This window comes from Rhodoferax sp. LS1P39, assembly GCF_056521425.1.
The window spans coordinates 579,232-604,994 of record NZ_JBWMAV010000001.1 but is presented as its reverse complement, the minus strand read 5'-3'; the positions used below and the strand labels follow the sequence as shown (position 1 = coordinate 604,994).

The following is a 25,763-nucleotide window of genomic DNA, read 5'->3' as shown; positions in this document are numbered from 1 at the left end:
CATGACCTCTGTGCACACCGCCACCCGCGTGGCCTTCCCCTTCACCGCGCTGGTCGGCCAGCCGCTGCTGCAGCGCGCCTTGCTGCTGGTGGCCATTGACCCGCGCATCGGCGGCGTGCTGGTCAGCGGCCCACGCGGCACGGCCAAGTCCACGGCAGCGCGGGCCCTGGCGGCCCTGTTGCCGGATGCGCCGTTTGTCACCTTGCCGCTGGCGGCCAGCTTGGAGCAGCTGGTGGGCACGTTGAACGTGGAAGACGCACTGCGCGCGGGCCAGCTGCGCCTGGCACCCGGCCTGGTGGCGCGCGCCCACCACGGCGTGCTGTACGTGGACGAGGTCAATCTGTTGCCCGACGCGCTGGTGGACGCGCTGCTGGATGTCGCCGCCAGCGGTGTCAACACGGTGGAACGTGATGGTATCTCGCAGCAGCACGCCGCCCGCTTTGCGCTGGTGGGCACCATGAACCCCGAAGAAGGCGAACTGCGGCCCCAGCTGGTGGACCGCTTTGGCCTGTCGGTCGTGCTGGGCAACCCGTTGGACCCGCAGCAGCGGCTGGACATTTTGCGCACCCGTCTGGCCTTCGACGAAGACCCGCAGGCGCTGATGGCAGCGCACGCCGCACCGTTGAAGACCTTGGCGGCCACCGTAGTTGCAGCGCAGGCTGCTTTGTCTCACCTGGCCTGGCCAGATGCCGTGCTGCAACACGCCGCCACGCTGGCCCTGGCCGCCGGTGTCGATGGCATGCGTGCCGACCTGGTGATGCTGCGCGCTGCCCGCGCCCTGGCCGCCCTGGAGGGCCGCGATGCCGTGACCTTGCAAGACGTGGATGCCGTGGCCGAGCTGGCGCTGGCGCACCGCCGCACGGTGGAGCCATCGGCTAACGACAGCGCGGGCCCAAAGCCCGAGGCGACACGACCATCCAACGCCATCTCTGAAGGCGATTGGGGCGCACTGCCTCCACAACCCACACCCACTACCCGGGTGCTATCCCCAGGAGCCTGGCCCGCAAAAAAAGCCTGAGCCACCGCATCCGCCAGCCGTCCACAGCGGCGGGCAGTGTGCGGTGGCGCAACCCCACCATGCAGACACCACCCTCTCTCAAACCCGCGGTGCAGTCGCAGGGCGACAGCCCCGCGATTGCCTGGCTGCGCACCCTGCTGGCCAAGGGCCCGCGGGCGCTGCAGCGCGACCACCTGCGCTACCAGCCCCAGGCTGCAGCCGCGCCGCGCCTGCATCTGATCGTGCTGGACACCTCGGGCTCCATGCGCCAGGGTGGCCGCTTGGCTTTGGCCAAAGGCCATGCCGTCCGCCTGGTCGAGCTGGCGGCGCGGGCTGGCGACCACGTGGGTCTGCTGTGTTTTGGCGGCAGTGGTGTGGAGCTGGTGCTGCCCCCCGGTCCGGCCCGGGCCGCCGGTGCAGCACGGGTACGCCAATGCGGCGGTGGCGGCGGCACGCCGCTGCGGCAGGCGCTGGCGGTGGCGAACACCTTGCTGGCGCAGGCGGATCGGCGTGGTCGTAGTGGCCCCGCTTGGCTGTGGCTGCTCACCGATGGCCGCGCCCTGGAGCAGCCCGCCGCACCCACCGGCGTGGAGCATGCCGTGGTGATGGATTTTGACGACCGCACCCCCACTATTGGCCGCTGCGCCGCCTGGGCCGCCCGCTGGGGCGCAGAGTACCGGCGGGTGACGTGACCATTCAACCCTATTGAGACAAACAACCTATGCCAACCCCATCCAAAGTAAATCGTCCTGTCTTGCTCCCTCCCCCTCCGGGGGAGGGTTGGGGTGGGGGCCGGATGTCCTGCCTTACTCCCTCTCCCGCCGCGCGGGAGAGGGTGATGGTATGCCAGCCATGACAAACGCTTCTCCCATCACCGAGCTGATCATCTGCACCACCTGCCGCCCCGCTGGCGTCTCGCGCGATATGCCCGCTGCGGGCGAGGCGCTGCTGGAAGCCGTGCAGGTAGCGGCCTGGGACCTGGACGATGCCCAGCAAGCCCGCGTCCACGTGCGCGGCCTGGCCTGCATGAGCGGCTGCTCCCGGGCCTGCACCGTGGCGCTGCAGGCACCGGGCAAGTACACCTATTACTTCGGCGATCTGGTCGCCGATGACGTGACCGCCGCCGAAGTCTTGGCCTGCGCCCAATTGCACGCCCTGAGTGCCGACGGCAACCTGCTGCGCAAGGAGCGGCCCGAGCGGCTGCGCAGTGGCATCCTGGCGCGCCTGCCTGCGCTGGCATAGCTTTTCCGTAGTGCATCCGTAATCCCGCGGCCGCACGGTTTTTTTGTTTTTTAAAAGGAGTCCTCCATGCATCCATCCACCACCACCGAACTGCCTCGCACCTCCAGCGCGGTGCGCAGCCTCTTGTTGCAGCTTGCCGCCGGTGCCGCCCTCGGCATGGTCGTGCTGTACGGCGTGGCCTTTGCCGAGAGCCCGCTGGCCCACAACGCCGCGCACGACGTGCGCCACATCACCGTCAAGCCTTGCCACTGAAAGCACACCATGATTTTTCAACGCTTGATCTGGGCGGCGCTGGCCACCGCCGTGGTGGTGGGCAGCGTGCAAACCGGTGTGCAGCACCTGCAGGCCGCCCCGCTGATTCTGGCCGCCGAGGTCTTTGAATCGCAAAAAGCCCAAGCCCCTGAACCCGTGGCTCCTGTCACCCATGTGCACGCTGAAGCAGCGGCCCATGACCACGCCGCGGCCCCCGAATGGGAGCCCGAAAACGGCCTGGAGCGCACCGGCTGGACCTGGGTGGCCAATACCTTGCACGCCTTCAGCATGGCGCTGCTGGTGTTTGCGGTGATGGGTGTGTGCCTGTGGCGCGGCGCATCCCTGCGCGCGCTGCCCCTGGCCCTGTGGACAGCAGCCGCCGGTTGGCTGGTGTTCCACTTCTGGCCGTCGCTGGGGCTGCATGCCGAGATACCCGGCATGGACGCAGCCCGCCTGGGTTCGCGCCAGGGCTGGTGGCTGCTGGCTGCTGGCAGCGCAGCGTTGGCCTGTGCGTCCATCGCCGGTTTGCGCAGCCATTTGCGCTGGGCTGCTGCGGCAGCATGGCTGGCATTGCCCTACGTGGTGGGCGCGCCGCACATCAGTACCGACCCCCTGGCAGGCTTTGGCCCCGAGGCCCAAACCGCCTTGCGCCAACTCGGCACCCAGTTCATCTGGGCCACCACCTGGATCTCACTGTCGTTCTGGGCCAGCATGGGCCTGGTGGGCGGCTTGGCGTTCCAGCGCTGGGTGCAGCCGGGGTTGTTGGCTTTATTGAAAGGTGCGGGCGTGGCTGATGCGGGGGCGGTAGGCGCGGCTCGGTAGGCGGGGTGCTTGTCATACCCAGTTTGGGTTGGAACATTCCCAAATTGGGTTTCTAAGAAAAATCGGCCCTGGCGCTTATTCAATCGGCGTGAGAAGCTATGAATAGAGTAGCAAATGTGTTGCTGCAATCTATGCGCATAATATGCGCATAGATTCAACACCCGGAACCCACCATGCTGGCCACATCCACTGCCCCTGTTCGTAAACGCGCGGTCAACCTGACCTTGAACGAAGGCTTGGTCGCACAGGCCAAGACCTATACCAGCAACCTCTCTGCCACCATGGAAGAGCTGCTGGCGGCCTATGTGGTCCAGCAACAGCAAACTCGCCTATCGCGCCAGCAGCAGGCGGATGCGGTGGCTATGGATTGGAATGCCGTGCATGCCACCGTGGGTTCATTTGCAGACGAGCACTCCACCCTGTAATGGCCCAGTTTGATGTCCACCGCAACAAGGGCGCGCTGAAAGAGTCCATACCTTTTGTGGTGCTTGTCCAGTCGTCCTTGTTTGACCGCTACCGCAGGCGCATGGTGGTGCCGCTGGTGCGCCGCAGCGCACTACCCGGGAATACGGCCACAGTGGGCTCCCGCATGAATCCTGTGTTTGAAGTGGAGGGCGTGCCGGTGGTGCTGCATCCGCTGGACATGGTTTCGGTGGCGCTGGACCAGCTTGGGGGGCATGTCACCTCCTTGGCCGAGCATGGGCAGGCTATTGCTGATGCGTTGGATGAACTGTTGACGCGTTCTTGGGGGTGATTAGATCGGTGGTCGGCAAAAGGCTGAAAGCAGAAGCTCACCAACGTCCGCTCTGCGCACCTCCGCCACAGCCACAGTAACAGCAACAGCAACAGCAACAGCAACAGCGACAGCAACAGCAACAGCAACAGCAACAGCAACAGCAACAGCAGGCTATTCCTGCTCGAAGTTGGCGGAGCGGAATTTCAGCACCCGCAGTTTTCCTTGATGGTCCGCTGCAAGCCTGCCTCAAACCCATCGCGCGTGCGCGCCTCGATTTCGACGGTGACGGTGTCCCACAGCCTGTGGATGACGATGGCCATGTACCGCAACACCCCCCGCGTGCGCTGAAACTTGTCCAGCGTGGACCAGTCCTGATACAGCCGATCAAGCACCTCCGGGTGAATCGGATACCTGCATGCACCTGCGAAATGTCAGCTGCAAATTCGTTTTGCTTGAAGGTACCTTCCAGCACGTCCTTGTGGGGAGCGATTTCGCGCCAGGGTTTTATGGTCGAGAGGTGCGTATTTCAAATGGCAACCGTATTCCACGGAAGCACGCTGTTGTGCTGTCCCAAGCTGCCAACGGCACAAACTGGTTTTGCGTCCACTTGCTTGACCGCTCTGCGCAATTGGATATCCGCATCGGCGGACTCAACCACTTGTGGGAACAGCCGGTGGGGATGGGCTGATTGGGCCAATTGCAACGCCACGCGAATTTGCCTGGAACCCAGCGCCTGCTGCGCCAAAGAGCGCTCTAGCTGCACCATCGCAGTGACGCGCGCAACCGCCAAACCTGCCAAGGTATCGCGTGCCTTATCCGCCACCTCGGCAAATACAGAACTGGGTTTTCGCCGCCTGTTCTGTCGGTAGTCTTTCACCTCGATCAGCCACAAGGTCTGTGCGGGATCGAGCGCGATAGCATCCATGGCCTTGACACCACCTGCAAAGTTCTGGAACTGAGTCTGGTGAAAGTCGGAGTCGTCGTACTTCCACACCCACCACCCCGCCGGCATGGTCAGGCGCATGCCATCCACATCTGCCGTCCGACTCATGGGTTCGCCTCCATGTACCTGTCGCTCTGCTGCAAGCTCTCGTCCAACAGAACCAAAGGCTCGATGTCGGCGATGTCCGTACTTTGGGTCACGGAAACCGGGCCATCTTTCTTCTGGCGACCCAGGCCAAAGTATTTGTTGGCAAGCTGGTTGGCATGTCCTTGCCCTGACCTCATCTGCAAAATCTCGAACTCGCGCAGCAAGAAGAGACTATGCGTGGCCACAACCACCTGAACCCCAGCGTTACCCAGTGCATACAAGGCCTCAGCCAGCAGCTTCAACGCGGCAGGGTTGAGGTTGGCCTCTGGCTCGTCCCAGAACAAAGTAGAACCACGCTCCACCACACCGTAACGCAGCAGATAAATCAGCATGGCCAGCTTGCGATAGCCCTCTGCCATCAAAGAAATGTCCATCTGCGATCCGTCAGCGCGCTCGAAGACCAGCTCTCCCTTTTCCAGCTTCAAGTTTCCGCCCAATAGGCTCTGCATGCGCTGAGCCACATCCGACATCAACGGCGGTCTTTCGCGTGGCTCCAATGTGGACATGGCGACGGCCAAATCGCGGTAGCTGATGTCCAACGGGAAATCACGGTACTTGTCGAACAGTCCAATCAACCCCTTAAACAGGGAAACCATCTCCTTACTGGGCACCAGCACCTGTTGCGGCAAAAAAGCATTCCGTGCTGCGGCATCTGGCACTTCGTCTGGCAGCACCGTCGCTTTGAGCAGGCCGGACTGGTCCTTTCGTTGAATCTGCACCTTCCACGGCATGGTCTCCGGCAACCCTGGTGAGGTGAACTCAGGCTCATCTGCCATGCGAATCTGCACGGTGGGAATGTGACCATCGACCTGTGCTTGCAGCACCGCGCCGCCTCTGGCATTACGTCGTATCAAGGCCGAAAGATCGGACACTTGAAACAAATCGGCCAGGCGCTCAGCCAAGTACGCCTGCGCACGCTCCTTGTTCACCGCAAGCCGTTGGGCTGTGAGATCGGGCCACGCACGCGAAAACAGGTAGCCCAGTTTGAGCACATGGGTCTTGCCCGCACCGTTCTCGCCAACGATGACGTTCAAGCCTGGGGAAAATATGAGCTCCACGTCGCTACCAAACACCGTGAAATTACTAACTTTGAGTGCTTTGAGCATCTTTGTTCCTTGCTGCGCGTTCAGGCATCTGGGACCAGCCCGGTGATTTGCTCGTCCTTAGCGATTTCTTCGAGTTTGAGCATGCGCGTCTGAGTACGTTGAATGGTGGATACATCAGGCACTGACTCCTTGGCGGGGACGAGCAAGGCGCAAACCCAGTGCACTCCCCCGAGCGCCTGATCGGCGGGTCAGTCTAGCAGGCAGAACGCGCCATTCGAGCACGACACGATGCACCCCGCCAGCGAGCTTCCAACTCACGAAAAAAAGGCTGGCGATGTCCGTGGTTCTGTGGCTTCGGAATCCATTGAGAATGCACGCACAACGACTTTCCGATCACCACTGACATGTCAAGCAGCGCACCTGCCCCCGAATTCGTCACGACTACCTGCTGCTGCTCAAGCCTCTGATTTCAGCGCGCACAGCGCTGGAACGCCCGGGCATTTAACCGCTGATCGTTCAGAATGTTGAAGGCCTGCTATACGACGGCGAGTTTGATGAAGCGGTAGACCGCTGCCGCTGCTTTGCAGACGTAGCTGCCGATCAACCCCGCGTGTTCCGCCGCATCAAATAAGTATCCATCACCCACCCATGCGCCGCCCGCGCCGTTTGCCGTTCCACCAGAATCCGCGCGCTCACTTCGGCCAGCGGTCCCGCAATGCAAATCTGCTGCGGCATCCCCAGGAAAGCACCCCACCAAATCGTGATCCCCTCCGGCGGCAGATGCTGAAACGCACAGTGCCCGTCCAGCATCACCGCCACCGTATCCGCATGCACCGGCCACCCAAAGTCACGCAGTTGCCTGCCGGTGGTGATGGTGACGGGGGCGTTGATGTCGTTCAAGGCGATGGCGTGCGCAGCGGTCAGGGCTTGCAGGGCGGTGATGCCGGGGACCACAGACACTTTCAGCGGCAGGTGCACCGCCAGGCGCTCGGCGATGCGCAGGGTGCTGTCGTACAGCGAGGGGTCGCCCCATACCAGCAGGGCCACACGGCCACCGGCGGGCAAATGGGCGCGGATGGTGGCCAGCCACACCTCGGCAATCGCGTCGTGCCAGCGGTGCACGGCGCTGGGGTAGTCGGGGTCGTCGGCATCGCGCACGGGCATGTCGAAGCCCACGACCTGGGTGGCGGGGTTGGTTACCAATGCACTGCACAGTTGCAGGCGCAGTTCGGCCAGATCGGCTTTGCCTGCGCCTTTGCGCGGCACCAGAATCAAATCGGCGGCGTTCAGCGCTTTCACGCCCTGGCGGGTCACGTGGTCTGGGTTGCCGGTGCCTATGCCGACGAGGCAGAGGTCGATCATTCTGTGCCTGCCGGGAAGCGGGGTGCGGTGCCCAGTGGGCGGTAGCGGCGGTCGTAGTCGCCTGCGTAGAGGCGGCTGTGGGCGAACTCTTCTGCGCCCAGGGTGTGGCCTACCAAGATCAACGCCGTGCGCTCCATGCCTTCGCCCACGGCGGCCTCGATGGTGGACAGCGTGGCGCGCACCACGCGCTCGTCAGGCCAGCTGGCGCGCCAGACCACGGCCACGGGGCAGTCCGCGCCGTAGTGGGGGATCAGCTCGGCCACCACGCGCGGCAGCACGTGGACGGACAGGTGGATGGCCAGCACGGCCTGGGTGGCGGCAAAGTTCGCCAAGGATTCGGTGCTGGGCATGGCCGATGCGCGGCCCGAGGTGCGGGTGAGCACCACCGATTGGCTCAGGCCCGGCAGCGTCAGCTCGGCTTCCAGCGTGGCCGCTGCTGCCGCAAACGCGGGCACGCCGGGCGTGACGGTGTACGGAATGCCCAGCGCGCGCAGGCCGCGCAGTTGCTCGCCCATGGCCGACCATACCGACAAGTCGCCCGAGTGCAGGCGCGCCACGTCGTGCCCGGCAGCATGCGCGGTGCCGATCTCGTCCAGTATCTGCTCCAGCGACAGCGACGCGGTGTTGACGATGCGCGCACCGGGCGGGCAGTGGGCCAGCACGCCTTCGGGCACCAGCGAGCCCGCGTAGAGGCACACCGGGCTGGCGGCAATCCGGTCGCGGCCTCGCAGGGTCAGCAGATCTGGTGCGCCAGGGCCTGCGCCGATGAAGTGAACGGTCATGAATGGGTCTTTTCAGTTGAGGCAATGGCGGCTGTTGCCAGGCGGTCGGGGCTGACGCAGCGGCCAACCCGCAGCACGGCCGCCGGGCCTACAGCGGCCAGCGCCGCCGCTTCGGCCACGCTGTGCGCGCCGTATCGGGAGGGCACGTGGGCGCTGGGCGTGGCGGCTTGGGCTGCGAGCAGCGGCAGGTGGATGGGGATGATGGGCAGTTGCAGCTCAGTGGCGAGTTGCAGCAGTGCTGGGTGGTTGGCCTTGTCGGCGGCAGTGGCCAGGGCGGTGAGGCGGGCATACCGGCCCCCACCCCGGCCCTCCCCCGGAGGGGGAGGGGGTAATGCGGGGTTCAGGTCTTGCTCCCTCCCCCTCCGGGGGAGGGTTGGGGTGGGGGCTTGCAGTGCGGCATCCAGTGCTGCACGCAGAGATGCCACGCTGCTCCCGGCGCGAAAGCCCAGGCCCGCCACGCTCACAGCACCACGCTCCACTGCACCACCGTGCGGCTGGGCTGCCAGCCGCGCATGCGGCCCAGGGGGGCGGCCTGGGCCAGCTCGATGCGCAGGAGCGTGCCGCCATGCTGGGCGTGCAATTGCAGCAGGGCGGATTCGGTTTCCAGCGTTACCGCGTTCACCACCAGTCGGCAGCCTGCGGGGGCTGCGGACTGCAAGCTGCCGAACAAGGCTGCATCAAAACCACCGCCGACAAAGATGGCGTGGGGCGAAGGCAACTCAGCCAGCAGGTCGTGTGTGGCACCAAAGTGCACTCCCAGGCGGTGGTCTAGCCCAAAGGATGCGGCGTTGGCGCGGATGTTCACTACCCGCTCGGCGTGCTGCTCCACCGCGCTGGACGTGCCGCCCGCCAGGCACCACTCCACCGACACCGAGCCCGACCCTGCGCCCAGGTCCCACAGGTGTTCGCCGGGGCGGGGTGCCAGGGCGCTGAGGGTGAGGGCGCGGATGGGTGATTTGGTGATTTGGCCGTCGTGGGCAAAGCCGTCGTCGGGCAGGCCGGGTGTGTGCGGTAAGCCCAGAGGGCCCGATACCTGTACAGCGACCGCAACAGGGCTTTGGATGTCTGCAAAGTCCAGTGTGCTGGCCACGCACTGGCGTATGCGTTCGCGCGGGCCGCCCAGGGCTTCCAGCACCCAGACGGGGGACGCACCCAAGCCTTGCTGGGTCAGCCACTGCGCAAAGTCGCGCACCGCCGGGCCATCGCGCAGCAGGCACAGCAGTTGCGCGCCGTGGTGCAATGCCGGGCGGCTACGGGCAAAGGGCGCGGCGTGCAGGGCCAGGCAGTGCACGGTTTCCAGCCGCCAGGCCAGGCGCGATGCGGCCAGCGAGAAGGTCGAGGGTGCCGGAAAAGCCTGCCATTCGCCGGGTGCCAAATGGCTTGCCAGGCTGCCACCCGCACCAAACCAGAACGGGTCGCCCGAGGCCAACACGGCCACCGGCTGGCCGCGCAGGGCCAGCACCGGGGCGATGTCAAACGGCAGCGGCCACTCCAGGCCCCGGCTGCCCACACCGGCCAGCGCCAGGTGCCGCGCGCCGCCAAAGACGTGCTGCGCGCGCGCCAGGGCCGAGCGGCTACCATCGCCCAGGCCATGCAGACCATCTTCTCCGATACCTATGATTGATAGCCAGGGTTCAGCCATTCAGCACCTCCTTCCACGGGTCCTCGTTTTGGGCGGCACCACGGAAGCCAGCCGCCTGGCCCAGGCCTTGGCGCAGGCGGGCGTGGACGGTATTTTTTCGTACGCAGGCCGTACCAGCGCGCCCATCGCCCAGCCGCTGCCCACCCGCGTGGGGGGCTTTGGCGGGGTGGCGGGTTTGCAGGCCTTTCTGCAGGCCGAGCGCATCACCCAGGTAGTCGATGCCACCCACCCGTTTGCCGCGCAGATGAGCAGCCACGCCGTGCTGGCCTGTGCGGCGGCGGGCGTGCCCCTGCTGGCGCTGGAGCGGCCCGCGTGGCAGGCCCAGAGTGGTGATGTGTGGCAATACGTGCCGGATATGGCTGCTGCTGTGCAGGCCCTGCCCACCGAGCCCGCCCGCGTGTTCCTGGCTATTGGCTGCCAGCACCTGGCACCGTTTTTGGCGTTTGCGCAGCATTGGTATTTGCTGCGGCTGGTAGACCCGGTACTGGACTTGCCCGCCGAGCGCGGCCAGGTGGTGCTGGACCGGGGCCCCTTCACCCTGGAGGGCGACCTGGCCCTGCTGCAGGCGCACGGCATCACCCATGTGGTGTCCAAAAACTCGGGTGGCGCAGGCGCGCAGGCCAAGCTGACGGCGGCGCGGGAGCTGGGCGTGCCGGTGATTCTGATAGCCCGGCCCTTCATTCCTACGCGCACGGTGGTTCATAGCGTAAACGAGGTCCTGCGCCGTATCCATGGCGTGAGCAGCTAGAAAATTCATAGCGCCGAGCGCGGTGTGTAGACAAAGCGGCCCACGCGGCGGGTGGCGCTATTGCCCACGATGACCACGGTTCGCATGTCGGCCATCTCGGGCGTGGCCTCTGCCAAGGTGACGGTCAGCAGCTTTTCTTCCGGCGTGCTCACGGCGCGGGCAAAGGTGATGAGCCGGTCTGGGCCGCAAGTCTCGCGCAATATCTCCAGCACACGGCCAAAAGTGTGCGGGCGGCTGGCCGAGCGGGGGTTGTAGAAGGCCATGGCAAAGTCGGCCCCGGCAGCGGCGCGCACGCGGGCTTCGATCAGCGCGGCGGGTTTGAGGTTGTCGCTGAGGTTGATGGCGCAGAAGTCGTGGCCCAGTGGCGCACCGGCGCGTGCCGCGCCGGCCAGCATGGCGGTGATGCCGGGCAGCACGCGGATATCCAGCGCCTGCCAGTCCGCGCGGCCTTCCAGCGCTTCGAACACGGCGGAGGCCATGGCAAACACGCCCGGGTCGCCAGATGAGACGATGACCACCTGTTTGCCCTCAGAAGCCATCTGCAGCGCAGCACGGGCGCGGTCCATTTCCACCCGGTTGTCAGACGCATGCAGCGTGAGGCCGGGGCGCGCTGCGATGCGGGCCACGTAGGGGATGTAGCCCACGATGTCGGTGGCGGCCTCCAGCGCATGGGTGACTTCGGGAGTGACCAGAGCCGCATCGCCCGGGCCCAGACCGGCGATGCACAGCCAGCCGCTCATTCCTGCACCTCGGGGCGGCGGCCCTGGCCGTGGACCAGCACGATGGCGAAATAGGGGCAGTCGGTGCCATCCACTTCGGACAGGGGCACAACGCGCTCGCCCGGCATGGTGCCGCGCTCGACCAGCCAGGCCTGGTCCAGCCGTCCAGCCGCGGCCAGCGCGCTGCGCACGCGGGGCAGGTTGCGACCGGTTTTCATGATCACCAAGGCATCGGCCGATTGCATGTGGCGCAGCAGTTCGGCCTCGGGCAGCGTGCCCATCAGCACCACCAGCACATCGTCGCCCCAGGTGATGGGGGTGCCGGTGGCCGACCAGCAGCCCACCATGCCGGGGATGCCGGGTATCACTTCCACCGTGGCCCGGCCTTGGAGGCGGGTGTAGAGGTGCATGAACGAGCCGTAAAAGAACGGGTCGCCCTCGCACAGCACCAGTACGTCCTCATACTGCGCCAGGGCTGCTAGCCGGGTGGTCCAGTCGTCGTAGAACGCGGCCAGGCAGGCGATGTATTCCGGGCTGTCGAACGGCAGCTCGGTGGTCACCGGGTATTCCATGGCGTACTCGACCACATCGGGGGCCAGCATGCCGTCCACGATGCGCCGGGCCTGGCCGGGGCGGCCTTTTTTGCGGAAATAGGCCACATGGCGGGCGCTGCGGATGGCGCGGTCGGCGCGTACGCTCATCAGGTCTGGGTCGCCAGGGCCGAGCCCTGCGCAGAGGATGCGGCCCATCAAATTTCCCTCCGGCAGGCGAGTGCGTTCACGGCGGCGACGGTGATGGCCGAGCCACCGAGTCGGCCTTGCACCACCATGGCGGGCACGGGCGGTGCGGCCATCAACGCGGCCTTGGATTCGGCTGCGCCCACAAAGCCCACCGGGCAGCCGATGATGGCTGCCGGGCGTGGGCAACTGGGGTCTTGCAGCATGTTCAGCAGGTGAAACAGCGCGGTGGGTGCATTGCCGATGGCCACCACGGCACCGGCCAGATGCGGTCGCCACAGCTCCAGCGCGGCAGCGCTGCGGGTGGTCGCCATGCTTTGGGCCAGCTCGCGCACCTGGGGATCGTTCAGCGTGCAGATAACCTGGTTGTCGGCAGGCAGGCGGCTGCGGGTAATGCCTTCGCTGACCATGCGCACGTCGCACAGGATGGGGGCTCCAGCCTCCAGGGCCGCGCGCGTGGCTTCTGCCATGCCGTCTGTAAAGCGCACATGGGCCTCCAGCCCGACCATGCCGGTGGCGTGCACCATGCGGACCACGGCCAGCTCTTCAATGGGGTTGAAGCGGGCCAGGTCGGCCTCGGCCCGGATGATGGCAAAGGACTGGCGGTAGATGGCGGTTCCGTCAGTTTCAAATTCGTGGCGCATGGGGTGTCGGGAACAAATGGGAAGCAATCGTTTCAGGGGCCAAGGCCAGCAGATCGGGGATGGCTGCTGCTGTGCCATGGCGAATCAGGTTGAAGCCCGCAGGTGTGGCCACCAGCGTCAGGGCTTCGCGTGGGTGGGCGCAGCCTTTGCTGCAGCCGGAGATGTGCAGCAACTGGTCTACCGGGACCATGGCGGCTAGTGCACGGGCCAGTGGCCGGGTGGCTGCGGCAGCTTGCAGGCAGCCCGGTGCGCCGGTGCATGCCACGACCCGCATGCGGGGGTCCAAGGGCTGGGCGACCAGGCCTTTGATATTGGATGCGTGTTGCAGGCCCTCGACCAGGAGCATGCGCCAGGGTGTCAGCCGCAGCGCGCCCAAAGTGGACAGGGCGGCCAGGGTGTCGGCCTGCAACTGGCCAAATTCGGCACCCACCAGCCAGCCGACGGCGGTTGGACCTGGCTGGGGTGGGGGGGCGGACGCAGAAAAGTCGCGGGTCGCCTGAAAGCGCTGCGGCAGCGCATGCTTTGGTGCCAGCGCGGCCATCCGTTTGCCGCCCTGCGCCATGAACCACCGCGCCAGCGCCATCGCGGTGGGCACAACGTCCTCGGCGTTGACGCAGGCACCCGTGGCATAGCCTTCGGCGCGCACGGTGAAGCCGCCGGGTCCGCGTTCAATACGGATGTCCGCAGAGCTGGCCCGCAGCACCGCCTGCGCGCCGCAGTCCACCGCAAAACCGAACTTGCCGGGCAGGGCGGGGGCATCGGTTGCGGCTAGGGCCTGGGCCAGTGCGGCGGCGATGGCTTGTGTGTCGTCTTCTGGTTGCCAGAACGGGCTGACGAGGATGTTGCGGCGGGATTCTTGCTCTGCGCTGCCGTCCACCAGGCCCAGAGCCTGCAGGCCGAGCAGCAAGTCGGCGTGGGCTTCGGGGCGGATACCGCGCAGTTGCAGGTTGGCGCGGCTGGTCAGGTCCAGCAGGCCGTTGCCGTACTGGCGGGCCAGCGCAGCGATACCTGCCGCCTGGGCCGATGTCAGCCATCCCCCGTGCGGGCGCACCCGCACCACCAGGCCGTCGCCCGACAGCATCGGGCGCAGGGCACCCGGGCACCAGCCCTTGGTCTGCGGCGGTACTGCGGTGGCGCGGGTTGGCGTGGAGGGCGTGGCTGTGGCGGTTCGCATCCGGAGGCGGTTGGTTTCTGGGCGGCGGAGGGGGCAAACTTACCCAACGGGCAAGCCTTCAAGTATCGCATTGGTGCCCTACAGCGGGATGTGCGGCCAGAGGCCACCACGGCCCGCAGCAGTCCATAAGCAAAAATTTATAAAAAATAAGGCCCTAGCGCTGATGGAATGGGCGCAAGCAGCTACTAAAAAAGTAGCATTTGTGAAGTGGGCCACCTCCATCTTTACGGCCACTTCACCACCGCAAGCCGGTGCAGGCATTGAATTTTTGGGACTTGGGCGGTATCTACTGTGCATTCACCAATACCGTTGAGGTTTCCATGAACACCCTAGAGCGCGAGCAACTCACTACTTTTCTGCAGCAACTCGGCCAGGCACGGGCCGCGGTGAAGGACGCAGAGGCACAAACGCTGATCGATACCGCACTGGCGCGCCAGCCCGACGCGGCCTATCTGCTGGTGCAGCGCTGCCTGCTGCAAGACAACGCCTTGCAAGCCGCCCAGACGCAGATCGCTAGCCTGCAAGCCGAGTTGCAGCAGGCCAAGCCTGTCGCCAACTTTCTGGATGCCAACGGCTGGGGCCGGGCCCCGGTAGCGCCCGCTGTGGCCCCGGTCGCGGCTTATGCCCCTGCACCGGCCTACCCGCAAGCCGCTCCAACACCCTCGCGCTTCCAGGCCCCTAGCTTCCTGACCAGCATGGCGACCACCGCCGCGGGCGTGGCCGCAGGGGCGTTTTTGTTCCAGGGAATAGAGAGCCTGATGGGTCACCACAGCAGCAGTAGTGCCTTGGCGGGCACACCGGCTACGGCCTTTGGCCTGAGCGAGCCGACAGCGGCTGCGTCCGAGGCGGTGCCATCGGTCGCAGATGCCAACACCGACGTATTTGGCAACGATGACGGGCTGGATATGGGCGGCGACAGCGCCAGCGACTGGGCTTGAGCCTTATTTGAGCGGAATGGCGGTGGCGTGGTCTACCGCTACGGCGGTGAGCGCGTTTTCTGGCGAGCCGTCGATCAGCTTGTCGGTGTAGGTGAGGTAGACCAGGGCGTTGCGCTTTTTGTCCACCATGCGCACGATGCGCAGTTTTTTGAACAGGATGGACAGGCGCTCGTTGAACACCTCGTCGCTTTGCGGCAGCGGTTTGGTAAAGCTGATGGGGCCCACCTGGCGGCAGGCAATCGAGGCTTCGGCCTTGTCTTCGGCCAGGCCAAACGCGCCCTTGAGCCCGCCGGTTTTGGCCCGCGACACAAAGCAGGTAATGCCCTGCACCAGCGGGTCGTCATAGGCTTCCACCACGATTTTGTGGTCGGGCCCGATCCACTGGAAAGCCGTATCCACCGCGCCGATTTGCTCGGCCTGGGCCGCCATGCAGGTGGCTGCCAGTGCCAAAGTAACTGTTGTAAAAGTCCTCAGCTTCATCCGAGTCTCCAGTTCTAGCGCAATGCTTCGGGTAGTTCGATCTTTACTTCCAGCACTTCCAGGTTGTCCTGGCGCTCCAGGTGGACCTTGATGTCTTCGGCGTTGATCGACACGTACTTGGAGATCACCGCCAGCAGCTCGCGCTGCAGGGCGGGCAGGTAGTCGGGGCGGCTGGCACCCCGGCCACTGCGCTCGTGCGCCAGGATGATTTGCAGCCGCTCTTTGGCCACCGTGGCGGTTTTTTTCTTCTCGCCCAGGAAGAACGACAGGAAAGACATGGCTTATTTCCCTCCGAAAAGGCGCTTGAAAAATCCGGGCTTCACGGCTTCGACAAAACGCATGGGCTTGTCTTCGCCCAAAAACCGCGCCACCACGTCCTTGTAGGCTTCCGAGACATCGGTTTCGGTCAGGTGGATGGCGGGCAGGCCCTGGTTGGAGGCCTGCAGCACGGTTTCCGACTCGGGGATCACGCCCATCAGCGGGATGCGCAGGATGTCCTGTATGTCTTCCAGCGACAGCATTTGGCCATCTTCCACCCGCACCGGGTTGTAGCGGGTGATGACCAGGTGCTCCTTGATGGGGGCCAGTCCTTCGATGGCGCGCTTGGTCTTGGAGCCCAGCATGCCCAGGATGCGGTCGGAGTCGCGCACCGAAGACACTTCGGGGTTGGTGACCACCAGGGCCTCGTCGGCAAAGTGCATGGCCATCAGCGCGCCGGTCTCGATGCCCGCAGGCGAGTCGCAGACGATGTACTCAAAGCCCATCTCGCCCAAATCTTTGAGCACGCGCTCCACGCCGTCTTGCGTCAGCGCGTCCTTGTCACGGGTTTGCGAGGCGGCCAGCACGAACAGGTTGTCGCACTGCTTGTCCTTGATGAGCGCCTGGTTCAGGTTGGCCTCGTTGTGGATCACGTTGATCAGGTCGTACACCACGCGGCGTTCGCAGCCCATGATCAGGTCGAGGTTGCGCAGGCCGACGTCGAAGTCGATCACGGCGGTTTTATGGCCGCGTAGCGCGAGGCCGGAGGCAAAACTGGCGCTGGTGGTGGTCTTGCCAACGCCACCTTTGCCGGATGTCACCACAATGATCTTGGTCATGGGTTGCGGGTCTTTCAGATTTCTGGGTTTGAATGGGGTGATGGATGCCGACGGCGGTGGGCGGCGAACCGGGTTTTGCTTGCGGCGTGTGGCCATTACAGGGCTTCCATGACCAGCTTTTCGCTGAGCAGCCGCACCTGGGCCGGTTTGCCCAGCACCTCGGCGGGCAGGGGGATTTCGGAGGTACGGTACACACCGGCGATGGAGACCAGCTCGGCCTCCAGGCAGGTGCTGAAAATGCGTGCGTCTTCGTTGCCCTTGGCCCCGGCAATGGCGCGGCCCCGCAGCGGGGCGTACACGTGGATGCTGCCATCGGCCAGCACCTCGGCACCGTTGCTGACCATGGCCAGCACCACCAGGTCGCTGCCGCGGGCGTAGACCTGCTGGCCCGAGCGCAAGGGCTTGTCGATGACCAGCGCACCGCTGGGCACCACCGCAGCAGGTTCGGGTGCAGGCGCGGCCACGGGGGGCGCAGCGGGGGGCAGGGGCGCGGCGTTGGTGATGTCGGGTGCGTCCACCAGCCCGGCCTGCACAGCCACCTGTCGCTGCGCTGCGCTGCCGCCGTGCACGGCAATCGGTTGCATGCGGTAGCTGCGCAACAGCTCGACCAGCAGCTTGAAATTGATGGGGTCGGCGCTATCGGCTACCGGCAGCAGGTTGATGACGACCGGGTCCTGGTCGAAAAAATCGGGGGTGTCGCCAAAACGGACTTCCATCTCTTGGGCCAGGGCGGCCAGGTCGGCGGTTTTCAGTACCACCGCAATCAGGGGTAGCGTGGCACTTTTCAGGTCAAAGCAGGCCCGGGTGGACCCGGCGGTTACAGACGACATGGATGGAGTAGGAGGGGGAAAGGGCGACAAAGGCGCGATTTTACCGCTGCCCGTGCTCCCGACTCCCGCTGCGGGCAGGCCCTGCCGGTTGGAAGTCCGGCAGGATAGCTTTTGCGCTTAAAAATGGTAGTCGGCGCGGACCATCGGCGTTTTGGCCGTGGTGCCGGTGATGGTGTCGGGGTTGCCGAACTTGTTGCGCCAGTATTGGTAGCCCACACCGACGCGCAGGGTCTTGGGGCTGGCACCCAGAGCGGGGCTCAGGTCGTAGAAAACCGTGCCATCGAAATTGGTTTCGGGCGAGGTGGGGCCGCCGAATTCATTGCTCCCCTTGGAGGCGATGTAGTTCAGGTAGCCCTCGAACGACAAACCCGTACCGCTGATCGGGATGCCCCAGGCCAGGTTCAGCATGGGGTGGGTCTTGTAGGTGTAGCGGCTGGTGATGGACTTGGGCATATTGCTTTCTTTGAGCAGCAGCAGGCTGGCGTTCAAGAAGCCCGGCACGTCCACCATCACCGTGGGGCCGATGACCAGCATGCGCTTTTTGGACGCGTAGTTGGCATCGTTCTTGGTGTTCCAGTCGAACCCGGCGGTCAGGCCCAGGCCGCGCACCGGGCCCATGGCAAAGCTTTTGCCGCTGACCTTGCCCAGGTCCAGCGTATGGCGGTAGACCAGATAGGCCTCTTGGGCGCTGCTGTCGTCGGCGTCGGACTGCAACAGGTCCAGGTTCAGGAAATTGGTGCCGTACTTGTAGCCGCTGACGTGGGTGATGTTGATGATGTTTTTGGACAGGTCTTTGCTGTTGAACGGCTCGCGAAAGCTGGTGCCGTAGCGGTAGCCGATGGAGGTGTCGCTCCAGTCGGCAGCTTGTGCGCCGGTGGCCAAAGCTGCTGCGGTTGCCAAAAGCACCGCGCCTGTACGTGTAGTTTTCATCGTGTATCCCTGGTGGTTAAGTGAACTGAATGCCCACTTCCACAGTGCAAACACCATGCCAACAAAGTTTTACATATTTTTCAAAATTTATAGCTGCCCACGCCCATTCCATAAGCGCAAGCGGCCTAAAAAGCTTGTAACTACTCTGGTGTGCACCATCCAAAGGCAACAGGGCAGGATGGCTCTCACCATCCTGCCCTGTTGCAGTGCAGCAAAACTGCTTTTTTAGGCCGCGGCCACCCGTTGCGCCAGGTGCGCCAGGGCTTCTTCCACCTGGTCCACCAGAATCAGGCACAGGTCGCCCGGCTGCAGGCGGGCCAGGGCGTGGTCGATGGCGATGAATTCGCCGTAGATCTCGTCCACCTGGCGGGTGCGCTGGGCGTTGGCCAGGCCTTCGCGCAGCAGCTTGACCACTTCGCCGTCGGCACGGCCGCGCTGGCAGGCATCTTCGAACAGGATTACGTCGTCAAACGCGTCGCCCAGAATCACGGTTTGTTCGCGGATGTCTTCGTCGCGCCGGTCACCCGCGCCGCTGATCACCACTGAGCGGCGCTTGGCGGGCATGGCCTCCACGGCGGACACCAGGGCACGCATGGCATCTGGGTTGTGGCCGTAGTCGGCAATCACCGTCGCACCCTTGTAGTCCATCACGTTGAAGCGGCCCGGCGCGTTGTCGGCATCGTTGGAAAAGCTGGAGAGGCCGCGGCGGATGGTGTCCCAGTTCATGCCCACGCCCCAGGCGGCGGCCACGGCGGCCATGGCGTTGTCCACCTGGAAGGAAATGGTGCCTGCCCGGGTGAGCGGTACGTCGCGCAGGGCGATCTGCTCGCGCCACGAGCCCACGGCGGCCACGATGTGGTCGCCATCCACATACACCGTGCGCCGCCCCTGGGCGCGGTGGGTGGCCATCACCGGGTGGTGGCGGTCGGCGGTGAAGTAGATAACGTTGCCGGGGCAGGCCGTGGCCATGGCGGCGACGATGGGGTCGGCGGCGTTGAGCACCGCGTAGCCGGTGGAGGGCACGTTTTGCACGATCACGCGCTTGAGCACCGCCAGGTCTTCCACCGTAGTGATGTAGTTCAGGCCCAGGTGGTCGCCCGCGCCGATGTTGGTGACCACGGCCACCTGGCAGCGGTCAAAGCCCAGGCCTTCGCGCAGCATGCCGCCACGGGCGGTTTCAAACACGGCGGCATCCACGTCGGGGTGCATCAGCACATTGCGGGCGCTCTTGGGGCCGGAGCAGTCGCCGCTGTCGATCTGGCGGCCATTGACGTACACGCCGTCGGTGTTGGTCATGCCCACGCGCAATCCGCTGCTGGTGAACAGGTGGGCGATGAGGCGGGCGGTGGTGGTTTTGCCGTTGGTGCCGGTGACGGCGACCACCGGGATGCGGCCATCGTCGCCTGCGGCATACAGGTTGCCAATCATGGCCTCGCCCACATTGCGGCCCTTGCCGAACGAGGGCGAGATGTGCATGCGCAGGCCGGGCGCAGCGTTCACTTCCACAATGCCGCCGTGCTGGTCTTCCAGCGGCTTGAGCATGCTTTCGCAGACCACGTCCACGCCGCAGATGTGCAGGCCGATCATCTGGGCGGCGGCCACGGCCTGGGCGGCGACGGCAGGGTGCACGTCGTCGGTCACATCGGTGGCGGTGCCGCCGGTGCTCAGGTTGGCGTTGTTGCGCAGGATGACGCGGCGGCCTTTATCGGGCACGGACGCGGGCGCCAGGTCTTGCAGCGCCAGCCGGGCGATGGCAATGTCGTCAAAGCGGATTTTGGTTAGCGAGGTGGCATGGCCTTCGCCGCGCTTGGGGTCGGAGTTGACGATGTCCACCAGCTCGCGCACGGTGTGCACGCCGTCGCCCAGCACCTGGGGCGGGTCGCGGCGGGCGGCAGCCACCAGCTTGTTGCCCACCACCAGCAGGCGGAAGTCGCTGCCGGGCAAGAATTTTTCCACCATCACTTCGCCGATTTCGGCGGCGGCGGCGAAGGCGATGTCCAGATGCGCGCGGTCCACGATGTTGACCGTGACACCCTTGCCCTGGTTGCCGTCTTGCGGCTTCACCACCACGGGCAGGCCGATTTCCAGCGCCACTTGCCAGGCTTCTTCCAGCGTTTCCACCGGGCGGCCCAGCGGCACGGGCACACCGGCAGCGTGCAGCAGCTTTTTGGTCAGGTCTTTGTCCTGGGCGATGGCTTCGGACACGGCGCTGGTCAGGTCGAACTCTGCGGCCTGGATGCGGCGCTGGCGCGAGCCCCAGCCAAACTGCACCATGCTGCCCTTGGTCAGGCGGCGGTACGGGATGCCCCGGGACACGGCGGCATCCACGATGGCACCGGTGCTGGGGCCCATGCGTTCGTCTTCGTCGGTTTCGCGCAGTTGGGCGATGGCAGCATCTTTGTCGAAAGCGGTGTGGTTCAGCGCGGCCTGTATCAAGGCCTGGGCCAGCTCCAGGGCCTGGCGGCCTACGGCTTCCTCGCTGTACTCCACCACCACCTGGTAGATGCCGGTTTGTTCGGTGGCCGAGGTGCGGCTGAAGGTGACCGGGCAGCCCGCCTGGGCCTGCAGCGCCAGCGTGGCGGCTTCCAGCACATGGGCCAGCGAGACTGAGGCGTGTTCGCGGTTGGGGCGCAGCGGCCCGATGGCCGGGAACAGGGCGCGCAGGGCGACCTCGAAGCCGGGAAGCTGGGCGATGGCCTGTTCGGATTCCGCACAGGCCACCACGGCTTCCACAGCGGTGTGGCGGCTCCAGAGATTGGGGCCGCGCAGGGCCCGGATGCGTGAGACTTCCATCAGTCGGTCTTTCTATCTTCTTGTTCGGTACGGGGGGCGGCTGGGGGCTGGGTGGGGCGCACAGCAGGCGCAGGGCGGTCGGCAGGGAGTTCCAGCTCAAAGGTCTTGAGCCCGGCCACGATCAGGTCGGGCGAAATATCCATCGCCCAGGCGGCGGCAATCGAGGCCAGGATGGGCTCCAGCTGCGCCGGGGTGGTCCAGCTGGCGGTGAGGCGCTCCAGGTTCACCAGCGGCACCTCAGAACTGCCGGTGGCCAGCACGATGTCGCCCTTGTGGATCACGACTGCTCTACCTTCTATAGCGCGGTGTGCAATGGTGGCGGGCAGTAGCGGGTCAATTCCATACAAAATGGCGGAACCGTCGCAGAGCTCGGCCATGGCGGCCACGCGCTCGTCCACGGCATTCAGCACAGCCACACCCTCGGCCAGCACCACGTCTACCTGGGTGCGCAGCACTTTCACCAACTGGTCTTCTTCGGTGATGTCGAAGTGGGCCAGGGTTTCCGCGCCGCCCAGGTCGGTAACGATGCCGACGGTGCAGCGGTCGTAGGCCAGGCCATCGCGCAGGATGCTGGCGGCCCCGTTTTCGATCACGGCGGCTTCCATCGAGCGGTTGATCAGCAGGCGGTGGGCGGGTTCCCAGTGGGCGCAGTCCTTGGTTTCGATGCGCCGGGTGTCCAGGAACAGGCCGTCGCGGCAGGCCAGGCCCACGCGTTTGCCGCTCAGGTGCAGCAGCCAGGCGACCAGCCGGGCGATGGTGTGCGTGCCTTGCGTGCCGGCCACGCCCACGATGGGGATGCGGCCGGTCTCGTCTTCGTCAAACAGGTGGTCCACGATGGCGCGGCCCACCGGGCGGGGCGAGCCCTCGGCGGGTTTCAGGTGCATCAGCAGGCCGGGGCCGGCGTTGACCTCCACAATCGCGCCGCCCTGGGGGCCTAGCGGCTTGGAGATGTCTTCGCACACCACGTCCACCCCGGCAATGTCCAGCCCCACGATGCGCGCGGCCAGCGACACGATGTGGTCTACCTCGGGGTGCATCAGGTCGGTGCAGTCTATGGCGACGTTGCCGTTGCGCTGGATCAGCACCTGTTTGCCCGCGGCGGGCACCGAGTCGGGCGTGAGGCCCTGGCGCTGCAGGTCCAGCAGCACGGCTTCGTCTTTGTAGGTTTCGATCAGGCCCAGCGGCGCGTCTTCGTGGGTACCACGGCGCGGGTCGGTGTTGATGTGCGCGTCCACCAGCTCGGCCACGGTGGACTGGCCGTTGCCCGTGACCCAGGCCACCGAACCCCGGGCGGCGGCCACCACACGGCCACCCACCACCAGCAGGCGGTGTTCGTTGCCGCGCACAAAACGCTCCACCAGCACCTCGCTGCCGTGCTGCTCGGCCACCAGGTAGGCGGCTTCCACATCGGCCTGGGTGCTCAGGTCCAGCGCCACGCCCCGGCCATGGTTGCCGTCAGACGGCTTCACCACCACCGGCAAGCCCACGTCTTGCGCAGCTTCCCAGGCGGCTTGCGGGCTGTCGACCACCACGCCTTCGGGTACGGGCACGCCACAGGACTTCAGCAGGGTCTTGGTCAGGTCCTTGTCGTGGGCAATGCCCTCGGCGATGGCGCTGGTGAATTCGGTCTCGGCTGTCCAGATGCGGCGCTGGCGGGCCCCGTGGCCCAGTTGCACCAGGTTGCCGTCGTTCAGGCGGATGTGCGGAATGCTGCGGTCGGTGGCGGCGCCCACGATGCAGGCGGTGCTGGGGCCGAGGTAGCAGTCGTCCACCTCGGTACGCACGGCGGCTACGGCGGTGGCTACGTCAAACGGCTGGTCGTTGATGGCTGCCATGATCAGGCGATGGCCCTGGGCCAGGGCGGTACGGGCGACCTGCTCATCGCGGGCCCGGAACACCATGCGGTACACGCCGCGCTGGCTGGTGCTGCGGGTCTGGCCAAAGCCGGTGGGCATGCCCGCCAGGTTCAGCAGCTCGATGACGATGTGCTCCAGCGTATGCCCGGCCCAGGTGCCTTCCACCAGCCGCTGCAGGAAGCCGCCGCGCTCGCCCACGCCGCAGTGGTGTTCCACCAGGGCGGGCAGCAGGGCGACCAGGCGGTCGGTAAAGCCGGGCAGCAGGTTGGAGGGAAATTCTTCCAGTTCCCCCAGGTCGAGCCAGACTTCGAGGGCGGGCCGGTAGGTCCAGATGTTGGGGCCGCGCAAATAGTTGATGCGCAGCAGTTGGATGTCGTCCTTGGGGCTCATGTTTTTGGCGTAAGTAGTGTCCGGGCGGCCCGGCTGCTGGTGGCTAATGTGCGCAGGTGCATATGGTAATTAGAAATGGACTTGGCATCGGCGAGAATCTCAGTCCCCGACGAAGCACCGGCGCTGGGCCAGAAATTCGAGGGTCTTCAATTAAATGCAACACCATCATCCCGTCGAACTCAATAGTGGCTTGCAATCGCAGCTCCTTCCCCACGAGAACGCCCTAGTCAGCCTGTCCGTTGACCTGGATGCCCAGCTGCGCTTTGCGCCCGGGCTGCTGGCCCTGACCGACCAGCGCCTTCTCAGCCTGCAGGACGGCACCTGGCAAGCTTGGCCGCTCACGCCCGATCTGGTCCTGCGCCACTTCGACCATGCCGGTGTCGGCACGCTGGAGCTGCACAACGCCCACACCCGGCTGGCCCGCTGGCGCTACACCCTGGGGGTGGACGCCCAGGCGCTCAAGCTGGTCAAACTGTTTGAACACCGCCTGAAGCCGGTGGAAGCCAGCCTGGATGAACCCGGCCAGTGCCCCACCTGCCACGCCCCGTTGCCGCCCGACAGCGATGAGTGCGCCGTCTGCACCCGTGAGCTCAACACAGTACCCAGCACCTGGGTGCTGCTGCGGCTGTGGCGCTTTGCCAAGCCCTACCAGGGCAAATTGCTGACCGGCTTCCTGCTGATGCTGGCCTCGACCGCCGCCACGCTGGTGCCGCCGTATTTGACGATTCCGCTCATGGACGAGGTGCTGATCCCGTTCCAGAGCGGCAAACAGATTGATGTCGCGCAGGTGAAGTGGCTGCTGGCCGGGCTGTTGGGCTCGGCGCTGCTGGCCTGGAGCCTGGGCTGGGTGCGCACCTGGCTGCTGGCCCTGGTGTCCGAGCGCATTGCCGCCGACCTGCGCACCACTGCCTTTGAGCACCTGCTGGGCCTGTCGCTGGACTACTTTGGCGCAAAGCGCACCGGCGACCTGATCGCCCGCATCGGCTCCGAGACTGACCGCATCTCCGTCTTCTTGTCGCTGCACGCGCTGGACTTCGCCACCGACGTGCTGATGCTGCTGATGACCTCGGCCATCCTGTTCTCCATCAACCCCTGGCTGGCCCTGGTCACCCTGCTGCCGCTGCCCTTCATCGCCTGGATGATCCACGCGGTGCGCGACCGGCTGCGCACCGGCTTCGAGAAGATCGACCGGGTTTGGGGCGAGGTCACCAATGTGCTGGCCGATACCATTCCCGGCATCCGGGTGGTCAAGGCCTTTGCCCAGGAACGCCGCGAAGCCGACCGCTTCCATGCCGCCAACCAGGCCAATCTGGTGGTGAACGACCGGCTGAACAAAACCTGGAGCCTGTTCACCCCCACCGTGTCGCTGCTGACCGATATCGGCCTGCTGGTGGTCTGGGCGTTCGGCATCTGGCAGGTGAGCAAGGGCCAGATCACCGTGGGTGTGTTGATTGCGTTTCTGGCCTACATCGGCCGCTTCTACACCCGGCTGGACTCGATGAGCCGCATCGTCTCGGTGACGCAAAAGGCCGCCGCCGGAGCCAAGCGGATTTTTGACATCCTGGACCACGTGTCCAATGTGCCCGAGCCTGCCCAGCCGGTGCCGGTGAGCAAGGTGGAGCGTGGCATGCGGGGCCAGATCGAGATGAAGCGCATTGGCTTCCGCTACGGTAACCGGGCCGTGATCCGCGAGCTGGACCTGGTCATCCGCCCCGGTGAAATGATCGGCCTGGTGGGTCACAGCGGCTCGGGCAAGAGTACGCTGGTGAATTTGATTTGCCGCTTCTACGACGTGACCGACGGCTCCATCCAGGTGGACGGCACCGATATCCGCCGCTACGCCGTGGCCGACTACCGGCGCAACATCGGCCTGGTGCTGCAAGAGCCGTTTTTGTTCTTTGGCACCATCGCCGAGAACATCGCCTATGGCAAGCCCGATGCGACGCGCCGCGAAATCGTGGCTGCCGCCCGCGCCGCCCATGCACACGAATTCATCCTGCGCCTGCCCCAGGGCTATGACTCGCTGGTGGGCGAGCGCGGCCAAGGCCTGTCGGGCGGCGAGCGCCAGCGCATCTCGATTGCCCGGGCGCTGCTGATCGACCCGCGCATCCTGATCCTGGACGAAGCCACCTCGTCGGTGGACACCGAAACCGAAAACGAAATCCAGAAGGCGCTGGACAACCTGGTGCAAGGCCGCACCACCATCGCCATCGCCCACCGCCTGTCTACCCTGCGCAAGGCCGACCGCCTGGTGGTAATGGACCGGGGCCGCGTGGTCGAGGTCGGCCCGCACGAAGAGCTGATGGCCCGCGAGGGCGCGTACTGGCGGCTGTACCAGGCGCAACTGCGCCGCACCGAGAGCGAAGACGAGGGCATGACCCTGTCGCGCCCCGCCGAACACTCGGCCCACCCTGCCGGTAATTGATGGCACACCCCCAGGCTGCACACTGCGTGTT

Annotated in this window: 27 protein-coding genes; 10 read left to right on the top strand and 17 right to left on the bottom strand. The window is 65.5% G+C overall.

Annotated elements, in window-relative coordinates:
• The first annotated feature begins 1 nt into the window (after position 1).
• From AC097O_RS02695 to AC097O_RS02665, 7 genes are all read left to right on the top strand, one after another.
• Positions 2-1,018 (top strand): magnesium chelatase ATPase subunit I, encoded by a 1,017-nt coding sequence (locus tag AC097O_RS02695; protein WP_479591345.1) that lies wholly within the window; start codon positions 2-4, stop codon positions 1,016-1,018.
• Between the two features lie 59 nt (positions 1,019-1,077).
• Positions 1,078-1,689: a vWA domain-containing protein gene (locus AC097O_RS02690; RefSeq protein ID WP_479591344.1), complete on the top strand. Its 612-nt coding sequence runs from the start codon at positions 1,078-1,080 to the stop codon at positions 1,687-1,689.
• A 160-nt stretch (positions 1,690-1,849) separates the two neighbouring features.
• On the top strand, positions 1,850-2,239 hold the full coding sequence (locus AC097O_RS02685) for a DUF1636 family protein (RefSeq protein WP_479591343.1): 390 nt from the start codon (positions 1,850-1,852) through the stop codon (positions 2,237-2,239).
• Between the two features lie 66 nt (positions 2,240-2,305).
• On the top strand, positions 2,306-2,491 hold the full coding sequence (locus AC097O_RS02680; protein ID WP_479591342.1) for a CbtB domain-containing protein: 186 nt from the start codon (positions 2,306-2,308) through the stop codon (positions 2,489-2,491).
• A gap of 9 nt (positions 2,492-2,500) precedes the next feature.
• A complete protein-coding gene (locus AC097O_RS02675) occupies positions 2,501-3,313 on the top strand; it encodes a CbtA family protein (protein ID WP_479591341.1) in 813 nt (270 codons plus the stop codon).
• 173 nt (positions 3,314-3,486) lie between these two features.
• Positions 3,487-3,738 (top strand): type II toxin-antitoxin system CcdA family antitoxin, encoded by a 252-nt coding sequence (locus tag AC097O_RS02670; protein ID WP_479591340.1) that lies wholly within the window; start codon positions 3,487-3,489, stop codon positions 3,736-3,738.
• On the top strand, positions 3,738-4,067 hold the full coding sequence (locus tag AC097O_RS02665) for a CcdB family protein (RefSeq protein WP_479591339.1): 330 nt from the start codon (positions 3,738-3,740) through the stop codon (positions 4,065-4,067). Before AC097O_RS02670 ends, AC097O_RS02665 begins: the two co-directional genes overlap by 1 nt.
• Positions 4,068-4,575: 508 nt before the next feature.
• Here AC097O_RS02665 and AC097O_RS02660 read toward each other — a convergent pair.
• The 6 genes from AC097O_RS02660 to cbiE form a co-directional block, all read right to left on the bottom strand.
• A complete protein-coding gene (locus AC097O_RS02660) occupies positions 4,576-5,100 on the bottom strand; it encodes a hypothetical protein (protein ID WP_479591338.1) in 525 nt (174 codons plus the stop codon).
• Positions 5,097-6,245 carry an AAA family ATPase gene (locus AC097O_RS02655; protein ID WP_479591337.1) on the bottom strand — a complete coding sequence of 383 codons (1,149 nt, stop codon included), beginning with the start codon at positions 6,243-6,245 and terminating at the stop codon, positions 5,097-5,099. Before AC097O_RS02655 ends, AC097O_RS02660 begins: the two co-directional genes overlap by 4 nt.
• 540 nt (positions 6,246-6,785) lie before the next feature.
• Positions 6,786-7,547: a precorrin-6A synthase (deacetylating) gene (gene cobF, locus AC097O_RS02650; protein WP_479591336.1), complete on the bottom strand. Its 762-nt coding sequence runs from the start codon at positions 7,545-7,547 to the stop codon at positions 6,786-6,788.
• Complete coding sequence (gene cobM, locus AC097O_RS02645) at positions 7,544-8,329, bottom strand: precorrin-4 C(11)-methyltransferase (RefSeq protein ID WP_479591335.1); 786 nt, start codon at positions 8,327-8,329, stop codon at positions 7,544-7,546. The genes cobF and cobM overlap by 4 nt, the downstream gene beginning before the upstream one ends.
• On the bottom strand, positions 8,326-8,754 hold the full coding sequence (locus AC097O_RS02640) for a cobalamin biosynthesis protein (protein ID WP_479591334.1): 429 nt from the start codon (positions 8,752-8,754) through the stop codon (positions 8,326-8,328). Before AC097O_RS02640 ends, cobM begins: the two co-directional genes overlap by 4 nt.
• Before the next feature lie 35 nt (positions 8,755-8,789).
• Positions 8,790-9,971 (bottom strand): precorrin-6y C5,15-methyltransferase (decarboxylating) subunit CbiE, encoded by a 1,182-nt coding sequence (gene cbiE / locus AC097O_RS02635; protein WP_479591333.1) that lies wholly within the window; start codon positions 9,969-9,971, stop codon positions 8,790-8,792.
• On the opposite strand from cbiE, the gene AC097O_RS02630 reads away from it, so the two are divergent.
• Positions 9,946-10,719 carry a cobalt-precorrin-6A reductase gene (locus AC097O_RS02630; RefSeq protein ID WP_479591332.1) on the top strand — a complete coding sequence of 258 codons (774 nt, stop codon included), beginning with the start codon at positions 9,946-9,948 and terminating at the stop codon, positions 10,717-10,719. The genes cbiE and AC097O_RS02630 overlap by 26 nt on opposite strands.
• A 5-nt stretch (positions 10,720-10,724) precedes the next feature.
• Here AC097O_RS02630 and cobJ read toward each other — a convergent pair whose 3' ends face one another.
• Genes cobJ through cobG form a run of 4 tightly spaced genes read right to left on the bottom strand, consistent with a single transcriptional unit; the run spans position 10,725 to position 13,993 of the window.
• Positions 10,725-11,459 carry a precorrin-3B C(17)-methyltransferase gene (gene cobJ / locus AC097O_RS02625; protein WP_479591331.1) on the bottom strand — a complete coding sequence of 245 codons (735 nt, stop codon included), beginning with the start codon at positions 11,457-11,459 and terminating at the stop codon, positions 10,725-10,727.
• Entirely contained in the window at positions 11,456-12,187 is a 732-nt protein-coding gene (locus AC097O_RS02620; RefSeq protein ID WP_479591330.1) for a precorrin-2 C(20)-methyltransferase, read from the bottom strand. Before AC097O_RS02620 ends, cobJ begins: the two co-directional genes overlap by 4 nt.
• Positions 12,187-12,819, bottom strand: a complete 633-nt coding sequence (locus AC097O_RS02615) for a precorrin-8X methylmutase (RefSeq protein WP_479591329.1) — start codon at positions 12,817-12,819, stop codon at positions 12,187-12,189. The genes AC097O_RS02620 and AC097O_RS02615 overlap by 1 nt, the downstream gene beginning before the upstream one ends.
• Positions 12,803-13,993 (bottom strand): precorrin-3B synthase, encoded by a 1,191-nt coding sequence (gene cobG / locus AC097O_RS02610; RefSeq protein ID WP_479591328.1) that lies wholly within the window; start codon positions 13,991-13,993, stop codon positions 12,803-12,805. Before cobG ends, AC097O_RS02615 begins: the two co-directional genes overlap by 17 nt.
• Before the next feature lie 320 nt (positions 13,994-14,313).
• Here cobG and AC097O_RS02605 point away from each other — a divergent pair, with 320 nt between their 5' ends.
• Complete coding sequence (locus AC097O_RS02605) at positions 14,314-14,931, top strand: DUF2076 family protein (protein WP_479591327.1); 618 nt, start codon at positions 14,314-14,316, stop codon at positions 14,929-14,931.
• A gap of 3 nt (positions 14,932-14,934) precedes the next feature.
• Here the strand turns inward: AC097O_RS02605 and AC097O_RS02600 are convergent, their stop codons facing one another.
• The 7 genes from AC097O_RS02600 to AC097O_RS02570 form a co-directional block, all read right to left on the bottom strand.
• Positions 14,935-15,411 (bottom strand): CreA family protein, encoded by a 477-nt coding sequence (locus tag AC097O_RS02600; protein ID WP_479591326.1) that lies wholly within the window; start codon positions 15,409-15,411, stop codon positions 14,935-14,937.
• Between the two features lie 14 nt (positions 15,412-15,425).
• Positions 15,426-15,689, bottom strand: coding sequence for a cell division topological specificity factor MinE (gene minE, locus AC097O_RS02595; RefSeq protein WP_315205081.1), 264 nt, complete (start codon positions 15,687-15,689; stop codon positions 15,426-15,428).
• Positions 15,690-15,692: 3 nt separating this feature from the next.
• Positions 15,693-16,508, bottom strand: a complete 816-nt coding sequence (gene minD / locus AC097O_RS02590) for a septum site-determining protein MinD (protein WP_479591467.1) — start codon at positions 16,506-16,508, stop codon at positions 15,693-15,695.
• 95 nt (positions 16,509-16,603) lie between these two features.
• Positions 16,604-17,338 carry a septum site-determining protein MinC gene (minC, locus tag AC097O_RS02585; protein WP_479591325.1) on the bottom strand — a complete coding sequence of 245 codons (735 nt, stop codon included), beginning with the start codon at positions 17,336-17,338 and terminating at the stop codon, positions 16,604-16,606.
• Positions 17,339-17,455: 117 nt separating this feature from the next.
• A complete protein-coding gene (locus AC097O_RS02580) occupies positions 17,456-18,268 on the bottom strand; it encodes an outer envelope protein (protein ID WP_479591324.1) in 813 nt (270 codons plus the stop codon).
• 225 nt (positions 18,269-18,493) lie between these two features.
• On the bottom strand, positions 18,494-21,061 hold the full coding sequence (gene cphA / locus AC097O_RS02575; RefSeq protein ID WP_479591323.1) for a cyanophycin synthetase: 2,568 nt from the start codon (positions 21,059-21,061) through the stop codon (positions 18,494-18,496).
• Positions 21,061-23,307, bottom strand: a complete 2,247-nt coding sequence (locus tag AC097O_RS02570) for a cyanophycin synthetase (protein ID WP_479591322.1) — start codon at positions 23,305-23,307, stop codon at positions 21,061-21,063. Before AC097O_RS02570 ends, cphA begins: the two co-directional genes overlap by 1 nt.
• A gap of 154 nt (positions 23,308-23,461) precedes the next feature.
• Between AC097O_RS02570 and AC097O_RS02565 the strand changes: the two genes are divergently transcribed.
• On the top strand, positions 23,462-25,732 hold the full coding sequence (locus AC097O_RS02565) for a cyanophycin metabolism-associated ABC transporter (protein WP_479591321.1): 2,271 nt from the start codon (positions 23,462-23,464) through the stop codon (positions 25,730-25,732).
• The last annotated feature ends 31 nt before the right edge of the window (positions 25,733-25,763 follow it).

Bases quoted from the DNA above. Each gene is read 5' to 3' on its own strand.
- AC097O_RS02670 (WP_479591340.1), top strand. From the start codon at position 3,487: ATGCTGGCCACATCCACTGCCCCTGTTCGTAAACGCGCGGTCAACCTG.
- AC097O_RS02680 (WP_479591342.1), top strand. From the start codon at position 2,306: ATGCATCCATCCACCACCACCGAACTGCCTCGCACCTCCAGCGCGGTG.
- AC097O_RS02660 (WP_479591338.1), bottom strand. From the start codon at position 5,100: ATGAGTCGGACGGCAGATGTGGATGGCATGCGCCTGACCATGCCGGCG.
- AC097O_RS02580 (WP_479591324.1), bottom strand. From the start codon at position 18,268: ATGAAAACTACACGTACAGGCGCGGTGCTTTTGGCAACCGCAGCAGCT.
- AC097O_RS02570 (WP_479591322.1), bottom strand. From the start codon at position 23,307: ATGAGCCCCAAGGACGACATCCAACTGCTGCGCATCAACTATTTGCGC.
- cobG (WP_479591328.1), bottom strand. From the start codon at position 13,993: ATGCGAACCGCCACAGCCACGCCCTCCACGCCAACCCGCGCCACCGCA.
- minD (WP_479591467.1), bottom strand. From the start codon at position 16,508: ATGACCAAGATCATTGTGGTGACATCCGGCAAAGGTGGCGTTGGCAAG.
- minC (WP_479591325.1), bottom strand. From the start codon at position 17,338: ATGTCGTCTGTAACCGCCGGGTCCACCCGGGCCTGCTTTGACCTGAAA.
- AC097O_RS02665 (WP_479591339.1), top strand. From the start codon at position 3,738: ATGGCCCAGTTTGATGTCCACCGCAACAAGGGCGCGCTGAAAGAGTCC.
- cobJ (WP_479591331.1), bottom strand. From the start codon at position 11,459: ATGAGCGGCTGGCTGTGCATCGCCGGTCTGGGCCCGGGCGATGCGGCT.
- AC097O_RS02615 (WP_479591329.1), bottom strand. From the start codon at position 12,819: ATGCGCCACGAATTTGAAACTGACGGAACCGCCATCTACCGCCAGTCC.
- minE (WP_315205081.1), bottom strand. From the start codon at position 15,689: ATGTCTTTCCTGTCGTTCTTCCTGGGCGAGAAGAAAAAAACCGCCACG.
- AC097O_RS02630 (WP_479591332.1), top strand. From the start codon at position 9,946: ATGATTGATAGCCAGGGTTCAGCCATTCAGCACCTCCTTCCACGGGTC.
- AC097O_RS02685 (WP_479591343.1), top strand. From the start codon at position 1,850: ATGACAAACGCTTCTCCCATCACCGAGCTGATCATCTGCACCACCTGC.
- AC097O_RS02690 (WP_479591344.1), top strand. From the start codon at position 1,078: ATGCAGACACCACCCTCTCTCAAACCCGCGGTGCAGTCGCAGGGCGAC.
- cphA (WP_479591323.1), bottom strand. From the start codon at position 21,061: ATGGAAGTCTCACGCATCCGGGCCCTGCGCGGCCCCAATCTCTGGAGC.
- cobM (WP_479591335.1), bottom strand. From the start codon at position 8,329: ATGACCGTTCACTTCATCGGCGCAGGCCCTGGCGCACCAGATCTGCTG.
- cobF (WP_479591336.1), bottom strand. From the start codon at position 7,547: ATGATCGACCTCTGCCTCGTCGGCATAGGCACCGGCAACCCAGACCAC.
- AC097O_RS02675 (WP_479591341.1), top strand. From the start codon at position 2,501: ATGATTTTTCAACGCTTGATCTGGGCGGCGCTGGCCACCGCCGTGGTG.
- AC097O_RS02620 (WP_479591330.1), bottom strand. From the start codon at position 12,187: ATGGGCCGCATCCTCTGCGCAGGGCTCGGCCCTGGCGACCCAGACCTG.
- AC097O_RS02605 (WP_479591327.1), top strand. From the start codon at position 14,314: ATGAACACCCTAGAGCGCGAGCAACTCACTACTTTTCTGCAGCAACTC.
- AC097O_RS02600 (WP_479591326.1), bottom strand. From the start codon at position 15,411: ATGAAGCTGAGGACTTTTACAACAGTTACTTTGGCACTGGCAGCCACC.
- cbiE (WP_479591333.1), bottom strand. From the start codon at position 9,971: ATGGCTGAACCCTGGCTATCAATCATAGGTATCGGAGAAGATGGTCTG.
- AC097O_RS02565 (WP_479591321.1), top strand. From the start codon at position 23,462: ATGCAACACCATCATCCCGTCGAACTCAATAGTGGCTTGCAATCGCAG.
- AC097O_RS02695 (WP_479591345.1), top strand. From the start codon at position 2: ATGACCTCTGTGCACACCGCCACCCGCGTGGCCTTCCCCTTCACCGCG.
- AC097O_RS02655 (WP_479591337.1), bottom strand. From the start codon at position 6,245: ATGCTCAAAGCACTCAAAGTTAGTAATTTCACGGTGTTTGGTAGCGAC.